The following is a 12418-nucleotide window of genomic DNA, read 5'->3' as shown; positions in this document are numbered from 1 at the left end:
GCCGGATAGCGGTCGCACACCGAACGGTCGGATGGCTTGCGCTATCTCTTCCAGAACGCCTCTACAGCCTTCATTCGACGGCGTTTCTCGGTGGTGACGTAGACCGTCGTGGTGGCGAGTGACGCGTGCCCCAGGTTCTGTTGCGCGACCTCGATGGGCATGCCGCTCGCGATCGCATGGCTTGCGTGCGAGTGCCGCATCCAGTGCGTGCTGGCCTTAGTGAATCGCTCCGCGCCTTTCGCGTCGCCCTGCCCTCTCAGCACGCCAGCGCAGTCTTCAAAGAAGCGTTTGATCTGGTCGTAGAACGTCGTCGCGGCGATCCCTTGCCGCGGGTCGATCACCTGCCCGGTACTCAGTCCCGGCGCGCGCTCAGCCGCGTCGCTGGCCTTGCCGAGCAGGAACGCCCCCTGGTTGCCGATGTCCTCCGGGTCCGCATCGAGCCCCCGCGAAACCAGGTACCTGGCCAGCTCACCCACCACATCGGCCGGCAGCGGCACCTCGCGTTCCTTCTGCCCCTTGCCGATCACCCGCAGCAGCCAGCCTTCCATGGCTGATCGTCTGACGCATCGGCCGGGTACTCGACCCACTGCAGATCATCGACGGTTGCCGCCACAACTTCCGACAACCGCAGCCCGGTCGCATAGAGCAGGTGCAGCCCGAAAGTCAGCCGCTGGTTCGCCGATGTCGCAGGCAGCATCTTCAGCTGCCCTTCGATGAACTGCCACTGCGCCAGGCTGAAGCTCCGCCCCGCGTTCACCTTCGGCCCCGAAGTTCGTGGCACGCCCACGGCTGACCACGGGTTCCCCATCAGGTAGTTCTGGTCGACGAGAAACCCGTACAGGTTCTTCAAGATCGTCACCGCATGCCGCTGCGCCGAGGCCGACAGCGGCCCCTCGAAGGGCCGCCACAGCGGCGACCAGCGCTCACGCCCGCGGTCGCCACACCAGCGGCTGCGCGGCTGCGGGTCGGCCAGGAAATCCCGGTACTCGATGCAGTCCTCGTTGCTCATCGAGGACAAGGCCTTGCCCTTGTGCGTGATCGCCCAGAGCAGAAAGCGCTCGGCTTCCTTGCGGTAGGCGCGCTGGGTGTTCGAAAGCGCCTGCAGCCAGTCCATGCCCTGCTCGACGCCGGTGTCCCGTTGGCGCCGGCGCGCCTTGAGGTGCGCCTTCTGCTCGGGGGTGAGGCCATGCTTGGAGCGCAGCCAGGCGAGGATGGCCTGGTAGTCGTTGGTCGCCTTCAGCAGGCACTGCGCCTGCGGTCGGCGGTACAGGCCGCGCGTGCCGTCCAACTCGGCCGGCACGAGGAACTTCTCAATCGGGCGGATGTCGGTGGCCGGCAGGACCACAGCGTTCAGCTCGTGCGCGTAGAGCTTGCTGCGCGGCATCGCCACATGGCGGCCGAGCTGCAACTCGATGCTGTCCTGATGCTCACGCAGCCACTCGACGATGCGCAGGGCTTTGCCCTCCCCCATCGCTTTGATGCCGGCGTGCCACCGCCGCCCGACACCGTTGATGCGCTCGACCAGCTGGGCGAGCGTGAAGATGTCGGCCGCCTCCAGGTGGCTGGCCAGCGTCGGGTTCAGCCAGGCCGCAACCGAGTCGCCGGCCTTCGGCGACTGGGCGACCAGGCTTTCAAGCCAGCGCAGCGCTTCGAGCTGGCGCGCGATCAGCCGGGCGCGCCGGCGCAGGCGCTGCGTCGCGCGACCGTACTCGGCCTCAAAGGCGGCGATCTGGTCGGCCTGACGCTCGTCTTCGAGTCCATGCGCTTCGGCGAAGGCTTCGAGGCTGGGCAGTTCGAGCGACGGGTCGGCGATGCGGGTCGCGTCGATGCGCACCAGGCGCGCGGTGCCGAAGCGGTCTTCGCGCTTCGCGGCTGCGGCGAACTCGTCGCGGATCCAGGCGATGGTGGCGCGCACGGTGCGCTGGTTGGTGGCCTCGCCTTCGACGCGGAAGTAGCGCTCCCAGCTTTCGCGGGGATCGAGGCCTTGCACGACCGAGCGCATGAACGCGAAGTGGCCGACGTGCAGCTTGCGCTTCCGGGCGGCGCTGACCGGTGCGAGGCTGCGCGTCGGTGTTCGCGTCGAGGTGCCGAACAGCGGCGCCAGAGCACCTGCGCCCTGCCCTGCCCGTGCAGCCTTCGGCCGCTTCGGGCTCGGGCTGGCCAGCGCCTTGTCGTCGCGCGCGTTCATTGCGCGAGCCGCGACAGCGCGGCGGCCAGGTTGATGCGGGCCTGCGCTTCGAGCAGCGCGACCGCGTGCTCGCCGTGGTAGAGCCGCGGTCGGTCGAGGAAGCTCTGCAGGACCTGCGCCCTCGCCTCCTGATACCGGAAGCCCGGCACCCACGCGTACTCCTTGCGCACGTCCTGGTCGTAGCGCTCGAAGCGTTCCGCCGGACTGCCGAGGATGGACAGGTCGATGTCGACGAGCAGCTGAGCGTCCAGGCTCGACCCGAGCGTGGCTGGCGCGTCGTGCTGCGTGGCCATCACTAGGTCGTGCACACGCTGCGCCGTGTCGCTGTCGGCGCCGGCACGCACAAGCGACCGGGCCGCCCACGCGGCACTGTTCAGTTCATTGCTACTCGCCTGGGGGTCGTAGATTGCATCGTGGAACCACAGCGCGATCGCCACCTCGCCCGCGCGCGGGCTGTGCTCGCGCCACCGCGTCCACAGCGCCAGGCACTCGCGCAGGTGCCGTTGATCGTGATAGTGCCGCTGCGGTTCCGACCAGGCGGTCATGAGTTCGGCCTGCAATCCAGCCGGCGCCGGCCGGCCCAGCGCCGACCAGGCTGCAGCCCACGTCGCGCCGAGCGCGGCGTCGTCAAGCGGGGTCGGGTAGCTGTCAGTCACCAAGGTGGCCGGCAGTCACTGCGCCTCGGGCCACTTCAGGCCCCACTGCTCGATCACCGCCCTCACCCGTCGGTCGCCGTCGGGCACCAGGCTGTGCAGGTCGGACTGGCCCCAGCGCAGCGCGTCGATGCACAGCAGCATGTCGTCGCTGATGGCTTCGTCGACCGCGCGCAGCTCGAACAGATCGAAGGGGAAGGCCTCGCCGTTGTAGGTCGCAGCGATGAAGAGCGCGACGCGCCGGACCTGGCCGGAGTCGCGGGTTTCGGCGAGCTGCAGCAGCCGCTGGAAGGCGTGGCCGCCCTTCGCGGTGGCCTCGCCCTTGCGCAGCACCATGCGCTGCATGTCGTCGTCGATGTCGAGCGGGCCGGCCACAGCGGTTCTCCTTGCGGATCAAGCACTTGGCCGATTGTCTCCTGGCAAAGGCTGATTTGTCACCCGTTTTTCGGCATGGTGATAAGGATACTTATCATGTATTGCACTGATCGCCATTTGTAGGCTTCGGCCGAGGGGTCCTGGATCCGGGTTGCCTCTTACGACGATCCAGGGGGCCCTCGCGCTTAGCCTGAGCAGGTTCGGCTCGCCTACCAGCTACTTGTGGCAGCCGGGCGGTTCGCGGACTGTTGGGCGGGTTCTGCGGTGCTGGGTCTGGCTGCGCCGACTTGATCAAGATTTCGGGCCAGGCTGTGGCGGTAGTCAACAGGCAGTTCGAGGGCGACGACCCCTTGGCCAGTCCTTGCGACCGCTGCTGGTGCTTGCGCTGGATGCGAAGTCTGGCAACCTGGTTGCCAGGCCCGATTGGCCTATACCTTCAGTGCCGCCGCAATCGACTTCAGCACGGCTAGGTGCCGGTCATCGTTCAAGTGGGCCGCTTCGATCTGAACCATCAAGCGCCCTGCCCCATCTCTCGACCAACGCCCGACCTGTCTCCCGTCGACCTCTAGCGGCTGATGCGCCGTCTCCGCAGCTTCATTGGCTGTGCCAATGAGTGCGGCGACCACTGCAGCCGCGGCTTTCGGACGCTCTTGCGCCCGCAGCTTCTCTGCTCTGCGCAGGACACCCTTCCTGTCCGTTTCGAGTGCACTTGCGATGCTCTTCGCATGGCGGTGTTGAATCTCCAGTGGCGACCTGAAGCACTCAACGACTGGCGCCGGAAGGTCAGCCACTAGAAGGACGTTTGCGACCCAGGTATGCGATACGCCAAGCGCTTCAGCCAGCCGACGATTGGACGGATAGAGCTTCTCGTCGAGGGCGCGGCGATACATCGTGCCTTGCTCATATGGCGACAGGTCCGCACGCTCCCGGTTCTCGCGATCCATCGCCGAGAACAACTCGTGATCGGACACGGCACTGGTGTCGATGGTCGCCAGCACCGGGATCCCTAGCTCGCTACACGCGCGGTGACGGCGATGCCCGAAGACAATCTCATATCGGCCAGGCTGGTCAATCAGCACGCGAACCGAGATCGGCTGGACATTGCCGCCGGCGAGCTCGATGTCCTGCTTCAGCCGCGCGAACTCCGCAGTGCTGAACGAGGCTGGGTGGCGGTTCGCCCAGCGACTGGGCACGACCGCTTGGGGATCGAGCTTACGCGTCGGGGTTGAGCCTTCGTGCTCCTTGAGACGATCTCGAAGCTTCCCAAGCTCCCCCTCGACGGCCAACATCTGCCCGCGGAACTGCAGCATCTGGCCTGGCCCGGTCCTGGGCGCGCCGCCAGTCGGGACGGGCGGAAACTTCGGTGTAGGCTGTTGCGCGGTGCCGACGGGTTGTCCCTCCGTGGGCGTGGGTGCCGGAGCGGTCACTGAGCCTCGGCACTCGCTGGCGAGTCCTCGGGCAATTGCAAGTTCTCGGTCATCGCGAGGAGCTTCGACTTCGTACTCATTTCAGCGCCCTTCTTGTGTGGCAACCTGGTTGCCATTCGAGATAAAAGTCTGCGCCAGCATCCCCGATCGGGCTGACTCCTGGAGTGGCAACCAAGTTGCCACGGCGCCGCCGTTCAACGGCTGCCGATTGGATTGGCAACCTGGTTGCCAGCCGCCGCCGAGCCTCACGCCGCCGCCCTTCGCGCTCGCCAGGCTTCGACGACGGACTCCTCGACGAGATCGACGAATCGGTCGTACGTGTCGATGGCTCGCTTGTAGGTCTTGGCCGAGCCGTCGTACTTCTGAACGTCGTACACCGTCGCGAACTCAGCCGACTTGTTGCTTGTGACCGATGTCTTCGGGATCTCGACTGGCAAGACAAACTCGCCGTAGGTCGCTTGAATCCACTGTCGAACTGCTGGCGACGCTGCGTCGGCCTGGTCCACACGACTCAGAAGCACGTGCAGGAAGTCAAAAACCTTCTGCGCGCCCGCAGGCTCCTGTTGGTCCAGGTTTGTTCCAAGGTCGGCAAGCAAGGACCAAAACTGCGCCGAGCTGGCAAAGTCCAAGCCTGATGGCGGCACGGGGACGATGACGCCATCGGCCGCCCACAGGCCGTTGATCGTCACGTACGAAAGCGAGGGCGGCGTATCGATGACGATCACATCGTACAAATCGCGCACGGGCTCGAGCCCCGCGTTGAGGACGTCCCAGAACCTCGCGCCAGCTTCCTGCATTTGGCGCGCGGGCAGGGCGAACTCCGCGGAGAACAGGAAGGGCGCAGCCGCAACCAGATCGATCCCGTCCCAGTACGTCGATCGGATGGCTGGCGTGATGTCATCGCTGGTACCGTTGCAAAGCGGCGCGATGGTCATCTCTTCGCTGACCTCGGCCTCAGGCAGGATGCCGTGCAAAGTTGTCAGCGATCCCTGCGGATCGATGTCGATGGCCAGGACACGATGCCCACGAAGACTCAGGCCCTGGGCCAAGATCATGGCGCTGGTTGTCTTAGAGACACCACCTTTGAAGTTGGCGACGGCAATGCAGATCGCGCGTTGACCGGTCGGCCTCATCTTCTCGTGTCGATAGGCACGGGTCCACTGCCTGACCTCAGCCAAACTGAACTCGCGCTTGCCGCCCGTGGGCGTTAGCCGTCCGGATGGAAGGTCTCCCTTGGAGATCCTGTAGTTGACATGGGCCTTGTCAACGCCGCACAGCGCCGCGACCTGTGCAGCCGAGTACAGCGGCGATATCTTGCGCGCCTCAGGAGCCAGAAGGCGCCCACGGATCTGCTCGACCATGCCCGAAGCTCGTGTCGCCAGCGCCTGGATTCGGCGCATGTCGATCAAAGCCCTGGGCGACACTGAAGGGGAGGGCACCGGAGTGGCAACCTGGTTGCCAGCGCCTGATCCTGCCGCGTTCGCCTCTGCTGTCGATGTTGCCACTCTTCGCCTCGATTCGTCGGATTTCGGCTAGTGTACCGGGAATCGACGAATGAGCGAAATACGCAGAACCTGCGCGAGAACGACTGTGAGAGTCTTTGGGGAACCGACCTGGCCGAGGCAAAGTTCGTGGCCACAACTGTGAGACTTTATGGGGACCGCAGCAAGTAACGGCGGGTCAAACGGCCTCCAGACCCACCAATCTGCGCTCTAAGAAGCTCGAAGTTGCCCAGATCCCCATGTCCCCTCACGGACATCCCCAAAAAGTCTCCACTTCATACCGCCAGAACCCCATATCCCCTCCCTCGAGGTCCCCAAAGAGTCTCCGCCGGTTGCCCATATCCCCTCGGCGATCTACTCCTAAGTCCTTGTTCTAGAACAATCTTTCGGCGCACCAACTCTTCAAGCTTTCAAGTGTTCAATCTCAAACCCTCAAGGCGCCACCGGCGGGGGCTCTCTTTTGTATTGTGAATTGACACAATCACAATACAGAGCCAACATGGCGAACAGCAGTCTCAGTAAGGGCTCCGATGGAGCAACCGGACACCGACGAACTCCCTCTCGTCACGACGAAGCAAAGATCACCGAGATCGTCGGAGGTAGCGACACGCCCTGACGACCAGTCGGTTGCCAAAGCCAATGAGGCGATCGCGATCCGCCCCAAGCGCGGAAAGCTAACCCTGCTGTCGCGACGGATCTACAACGTCTTCCTGTACCACGCACAACAGCAAGGGGTCGACCGGCCAAGCTACTCCATTCTCCTGGCCGAACTCATAGACGACGCGCGCTTCACGTCGAACAACACCGAACTGTTGAAGTCGCACATCCGGGACATGCAGGCCACCACCATCGAGTGGCATACCAGCGGCGGAAACGCCCGCCAGTGGACCTCGACCCAGTTGCTTGGGCCCGTGGTCATCGATGAACCTGGGCGCGGCCAGGCCTGCACCATCACGTGGACCTATCCAGAGCCCATTCGCGACCGCCTCGTCAAGCCAGCGCAGTACACCCGCGTGCTCCTAGAAATCAGTTCACAGATGCGGAGCTATGCGGCCTCGGTCCTCTATGAGCTTGGTGCGCGGTATCTAACCTCGCCTGGCCGGCTCACGATGCGCGAGGACGTGATCTGGTGGGCATCGGTCTTGACGGGCCGAAGCGACATCACGACCGTCGACTACCGCATCCTTCACCGCGACACCATCAAGAAGGCACTCGTCGAGTTGGACACGCTGTGCGAGGACTTCCGGCTGGAGGTGGTCGAACACAAGCGTGGACGCAAGGTTGAAGAGCTGCAGTTCCGCGTGCTGCCGAAGCCTCAAGCAAGCCTATCGGGCCTGCGGGACTCAGCCAAGAATGTCTTTGACCTCGAACTGGTCGAGCGGGTTATCACCATCGGCTTCAAGCGTGGCGACGCCCAGGACTTGTACGCGGTAACGGACGAAGGTGTGCTGCGCGCGGCGGTGGAGCATGTCGAGCTGCGCATGAAGAACACCTCACTGCCACCGCTGAATTCACCCGCGGCGTACCTGCGCGATGCCTTGAAGAAGCAATATGCCGGCGAAGGGGAGGGCGGTAGGCCACCAGCTGAAGTCGCTGTTCCGCGTCCAAGCTTCGACGAGCGCCTCCAGCGCCTGCGTGAAGAGTGGCAGCACCATCAGTCAAGCCGGGCCAAGGCACTCTTCGAGGAAATGCCAGAGGGCGAGAAGACAGGCACATCGCTCGCTTCGAGGATGAACGACTGAACGAACTGGCATCGCCCATCGCGAAAGCCTGGCGCCGGGACGGGGTGAGAAGTCGCATCGCAGCCAGCTCATTCTTCAGGTGGTTGGCGAGCTCCATGTGGCCCGGTGAAGTAACCGACAAGCAACTGCTTGAGTTCGCTATGAACCGAGAGCCCTGACGTGAGCACGAAGAGGCCAAGTCCAAAGGCGAGTACAACGAGCAGCCGTGTGGCGAAGAGACCGCATAGCTCCGACTCTGTGGAGAGTTCCTTCGCCGAGGTCGTTGGCCTGATCGAACAGGCGCGGCAGCGGGCCTACCAAGCAGTCAACAGCGAACTCGTCGGCCTGTACTGGCGCATTGGCGAGTACATCAGCGCTAAGTTGGCCGCGGCCGTCTGGGGTGAGGGCGTGGTGGACAGCTTGGCCCAGCACCTCGCCCGAACAATGCCAGGGCAGCGCGGCTTCACGCGCCGAAACTTGTTTCGGATGAGGCAGTTCTTCGAGGCCTACAGCACGGCCGACAAGGATGTGACAGCGCTGCTGACACAACTGCCGTGGACCCACAACCTGATCATCCTGACCCAGTCAAAGCGCCCGGAAGAGCGGGACTTCTACCTGCGCCTGGCGGTGCAGGAGAAGTGGACCAGCCGGGAACTAGAGCGGCAGTACAGCCTTGGTACTTTCGAGCGTGCGGTGCTCAGCCCGGCAAAAGTGTCGGCAGCGCTGACACAAATGCATGGCGCCGCCGCTGGGGCTGCTTTCAAGGATGCCTACTCGGTCGAGTTCCTCAACTTGCAGGCCGGCCACACCGAGGCCGACTTGCACAGCGGCCTCCTAGGCCAACTTCGCACCTTCCTCATCGAGTTGGGGCGCGACTTCTGCTTCGTCGGTTCGGAGTTCCCGGTGCAAGTGGGTGGCCGCGACTTCGCGCTCGACCTCCTGTTCTTCCATCGGGGTCTCAACTGCCTCGTGGCCATCGAGCTCAAGGTGGATCGGTTCGAGCCCGAGCACCTGGGCAAGCTGAACTTCTACCTTGAAGCGCTGGACCGCGACGTGCGCAAGCCTCACGAAAACCCGGCGATTGGTGTTCTCCTGTGCGCGTCCAAGGACAGCGAGGTGGTCGAGTACGCCCTCAGCCGCTCCCTCTCGCCAGCCTTGGTAGCCCAGTACCAGACCCAACTGCCAGACAAGCAGATGTTGGCTGCCAAGCTGCATGAGTTCTATGCCTTGAATGCACCAGGGCCCGATATCGCGTCCGGCTCGCCGGCGGGCCAGCCGCTGCCGCGAAAGAAGGCACCAAGCCATGATCGCCAAAGCAATTTCCACAGGAAGATTCACAGTGGCAAGCCGGTAAGCTCGCCACTAGCTCGTGGGTAACGCAACCTGTGCGTCCCAACGGCAGAACCATCAAGAACCGACGCCTGATTTCTACGGTACAGGGCGACAGGTCGAACCAGGGAGGCCCATGCAGCTGACATTCTTCGAACACCCGATCCTGAACTCGCCCTATGCCTACCCAGGCAGGCATTGGGAATTGGACGCCGACGGTCAGCCAACGAATCGGCTGATCGAATCACGCCGTCGATCGGACCTGATCACGCCCGTCCCCAAGGCGAAGAAGCGCAAGGCACCCAAGGGACCGACCGTGCAGGTCGAGCTGGAGCTGACGGCCGACGACGAAGGCCTCAGCACGGCCGAGCAGAAGTACGACCCCACACCGATCATCAATGAGCTGCGCGGCTATGTAGACACCTGGCGCGCGCTTCCGAATCCGCAGCAGTGGCAGGTCACGCCCGAAACCGCGCGCCTGCTGCAGCACTGGCGGCACCACCAATTTCAGGGCGTCCGGCCGTTCTTCTGCCAGATTGAAGCGGTCGAGACGGCGATCTGGCTGACCGAAGTCGCCCCCAAGCTCGGGGCGTCGGGCAAGAAGTTTCGAGAGCACCTGGCTGGCGCCAATGCGATGTCCAACCCGGACCTGTTCCGCATCGCTTTGAAGCTGGCCACGGGTGCAGGCAAGACCACCGTCATGGCCATGCTCATCGCCTGGCAGACCGTGAATGCGGTGCGCCACCCGGCCAGCAAGCAATTCACGCGCGGCTTCCTCGTGGTGGCACCAGGCCTGACTATCAAGGACCGTCTGCGCGTGCTGCTGCCACAGGACCCGGACAGCTACTACGCCAGCCGCGAGATCGTGCCCGGCGACATGCTCGGCGACATCAAGCGCGCCGTCATCGTGATCACCAACTATCACGCCTTCAAGCTGCGCGAGACCTTGGATATCACTGCCGCTGGCCGGGCGTTGCTCCAAGGCCGAGGCGCACCGATTCAGACCCTGGAGACCGAAGGCCAGATGCTGCAGCGTGTGATGCCCGAACTCATGGGCATCAAGAACGTGCTCGTCATCAACGACGAAGCCCACCACTGCTACCGGGCCAAGCCGAAGGAAGCCGAGGCCGACCTCGAAGACCTCAAGGGTGACGACAAGGACGAGGCGAAGAAGAACAACGAAGCCGCGCGGCTGTGGATCAGTGGCATCGAGGCCGTGAAGCGCAAGCTCGGCGTGCCGACAGTGTTCGACTTGTCGGCCACACCTTTCTTCCTGCGCGGCTCGGGCTATGCCGAAGGCACGCTGTTCCCGTGGACGATGTGCGACTTCTCGCTGATGGACGCCATTGAATGCGGCATCGTCAAGTTGCCGCGCGTGCCGGTGGCGGACAACATCACCGGCGCGGACGCGCCGAAGTTCCGCAACCTGTGGGACCACATCGGCAAGCGCATGCCGAAGAAGGGCGTGCGCACTGCCGGCAAGCTGGACCCGTTGGCCTTGCCGACCGAGCTGTACACCGCGCTGGAGGCCCTGTACGGCCACTACGCCAAGATCTTCGACAGCTGGCAGGCCCAGGGCATCGAGGTGCCTCCGGTGTTCATCGTGGTGTGCAACAACACGGCGACATCGAAGCTGGTCTATGACTACGTCTCGGGCTTCGAGCGCGCCAATGAGACCGGCGGCACCACCCTTGAGAACGGTCGCCTCAAGCTGTTCCGCAACTACGACGACAACGGCCAGAAGTTGGCACGGCCACGTACGCTGCTGATCGACAGCGAGCAACTGGAATCCGGCGAGGCGCTGGACCCCGGCTTCCGCGACATCGAGGCCGACACGATCGAGCGCTTTCGCCGCGAAATCATGGAACGCACAGGCGACCGCGCAGCGGCCGACAAGCTGACCGACGCCGACCTGCTGCGCGAGGTGATGAATACCGTGGGCAAGCCTGGCAGGCTGGGCGAGGGCATCCGCTGCGTCGTCAGCGTGTCCATGCTCACCGAAGGCTGGGATGCCAACACCGTGACCCACGTGCTGGGAGTGAGGGCATTCGGTACGCAGCTGCTGTGCGAGCAGGTGGTGGGTCGCGCGCTGCGCCGCCAGAGCTACACGTTGAACGCCGAAGACAAGTTCGACGTGGAATACGCCGACGTGCTGGGCATACCCTTCGACTTCGCGGCCAAGCCTGTCGTGGTGCCGCCCAAGCCGCCGGTGAAGACCACACGCGTGCAGGCCATCAGCCCCGAGCGCGATGCGTTGGAGATCCGCTTCCCGCGAGTCGATGGCTATCGGGTGGAATTGCCGGCAGAGCGCTTGAAGGCGACCTTCAGTACGAACTCCGGCCTCACCCTCACGCCCGATCTTGTGGGTCCATCCACGACACAGAACCTGGGCATCGTGGGGGAGGGCGTGAACCTGACCGTGCAACACCTGGAAGACACGCGCGACAACTCGATCGCCTTCCACCTGGCCAAGCACCTGCTGTATCGCAAGTACCGCGATCCGGGCCAAGACCCGAAGCTGCACCTGTTCGGCCAGCTCAAGGGCATCGCGCAGGAATGGGTGCGGGACCACCTCAAGAGCAGCGGTGGCACCTGGAAGGCGCAGGTGATGCATCAGGAGATCACCGACATGGCTTGCGAGCGGATTCACTCCGCGATCAGCGCGACGCTGGCCGGCACAAACGCAGTGCGTGTGGTGCTCGATCCATTCAACCCCACCGGCAGTACACGGCAGGTGAACTTCACTACAGCCAAGCAGACCTTGTGGGCTACCCAAGGCCCCCCACCCAAGAGCCACGTGAACTGGGTGGTGTATGACAGCGACTGGGAAGCCGAGTTCTGCCGCGTTGCCGAGGCGCATCCGCATGTGCTGGCCTACGCTAAGAACCACAGCATGGGTTTCGAGGTGCCGTACCGCCTGGGCGGCACGCAGCGGCACTACCGGCCTGACTTCATCGTGCGTATCGATGATGGCCGGGAGGACCCATTGAACCTCGTGGTCGAGATCAAGGGGTTCCGCGGCGAGGACGCCGTGGTCAAGGCCGATACGATGACCACGCAATGGGTGCCCGGCGTGAATGCGCTCGGGACGTACGGTCGCTGGGCCTTCGCCGAGTTCCGATCGGCACACGACCTCGAAGCCGACTTCGCGAAACTCATCCAGGGCCTTCTCGCGCCCGCCACCGTCTGACGGACTCGCCATGGCCACCAAGAAATCCGGAAC

Annotated in this window: 9 protein-coding genes; 3 read left to right on the top strand and 6 right to left on the bottom strand. The window is 64.1% G+C overall.

The window, feature by feature from the left end; translation table 11 throughout:
- Positions 1–41 precede the first annotated feature (41 nt).
- From Y694_RS25605 to Y694_RS07905, 6 genes are all read right to left on the bottom strand, one after another.
- Positions 42–548, bottom strand: coding sequence for a site-specific integrase (locus Y694_RS25605; RefSeq protein ID WP_031943591.1), 507 nt, complete (start codon positions 546–548; stop codon positions 42–44).
- Positions 524–2188, bottom strand: coding sequence for a site-specific tyrosine recombinase XerD (locus Y694_RS07925; protein WP_031943592.1), 1665 nt, complete (start codon positions 2186–2188; stop codon positions 524–526). The genes Y694_RS25605 and Y694_RS07925 overlap by 25 nt, the downstream gene beginning before the upstream one ends.
- The gene (locus Y694_RS07920) at positions 2185–2844 is read right to left on the bottom strand and encodes a hypothetical protein (protein ID WP_036231475.1); all 660 of its coding nucleotides are present in this window, start codon (positions 2842–2844) and stop codon (positions 2185–2187) included. The genes Y694_RS07925 and Y694_RS07920 overlap by 4 nt, the downstream gene beginning before the upstream one ends.
- A 15-nt stretch (positions 2845–2859) precedes the next feature.
- A complete protein-coding gene (locus Y694_RS07915; protein WP_031943594.1) occupies positions 2860–3216 on the bottom strand; it encodes a hypothetical protein in 357 nt (118 codons plus the stop codon).
- Positions 3217–3644: 428 nt separating this feature from the next.
- Complete coding sequence (locus Y694_RS07910) at positions 3645–4526, bottom strand: ParB/RepB/Spo0J family partition protein (protein ID WP_031943595.1); 882 nt, start codon at positions 4524–4526, stop codon at positions 3645–3647.
- Positions 4527–4888: 362 nt separating this feature from the next.
- Entirely contained in the window at positions 4889–6004 is a 1116-nt protein-coding gene (locus tag Y694_RS07905; protein ID WP_031943596.1) for an AAA family ATPase, read from the bottom strand.
- Between the two features lie 671 nt (positions 6005–6675).
- On the opposite strand from Y694_RS07905, the gene Y694_RS07900 reads away from it, so the two are divergent.
- The 3 genes from Y694_RS07900 to Y694_RS07890 all read left to right on the top strand — a co-directional run bounded on the left by Y694_RS07900 (position 6676) and on the right by Y694_RS07890 (position 12385).
- Positions 6676–7887 carry a replication initiation protein gene (locus Y694_RS07900; RefSeq protein ID WP_231497586.1) on the top strand — a complete coding sequence of 404 codons (1212 nt, stop codon included), beginning with the start codon at positions 6676–6678 and terminating at the stop codon, positions 7885–7887.
- 237 nt (positions 7888–8124) lie between these two features.
- A complete protein-coding gene (locus Y694_RS07895; RefSeq protein ID WP_197028763.1) occupies positions 8125–9243 on the top strand; it encodes a YhcG family protein in 1119 nt (372 codons plus the stop codon).
- A gap of 88 nt (positions 9244–9331) precedes the next feature.
- On the top strand, positions 9332–12385 hold the full coding sequence (locus tag Y694_RS07890) for a BPTD_3080 family restriction endonuclease (RefSeq protein WP_031943513.1): 3054 nt from the start codon (positions 9332–9334) through the stop codon (positions 12383–12385).
- Positions 12386–12418 lie beyond the last annotated feature (33 nt).

The sequence above is a fragment of the Methylibium sp. T29-B genome, from assembly GCF_000576225.1.
GTDB classification, from domain to species: Bacteria; Pseudomonadota; Gammaproteobacteria; order Burkholderiales; family Burkholderiaceae_C; genus Methylibium; species Methylibium petroleiphilum.
This window is presented reverse-complemented; position numbering and strand designations above follow the sequence as displayed.

Coding starts and splice junctions, on each gene's coding strand:
- Y694_RS25605 (WP_031943591.1), bottom strand. CDS start 548: ATGGAAGGCTGGCTGCTGCGGGTGATCGGCAAGGGGCAGAAGGAACGC.
- Y694_RS07925 (WP_031943592.1), bottom strand. CDS start 2,188: ATGAACGCGCGCGACGACAAGGCGCTGGCCAGCCCGAGCCCGAAGCGG.
- Y694_RS07910 (WP_031943595.1), bottom strand. CDS start 4,526: ATGCTGCAGTTCCGCGGGCAGATGTTGGCCGTCGAGGGGGAGCTTGGG.
- Y694_RS07905 (WP_031943596.1), bottom strand. CDS start 6,004: ATGGTCGAGCAGATCCGTGGGCGCCTTCTGGCTCCTGAGGCGCGCAAG.
- Y694_RS07900 (WP_231497586.1), top strand. CDS start 6,676: ATGGAGCAACCGGACACCGACGAACTCCCTCTCGTCACGACGAAGCAA.
- Y694_RS07890 (WP_031943513.1), top strand. CDS start 9,332: ATGCAGCTGACATTCTTCGAACACCCGATCCTGAACTCGCCCTATGCC.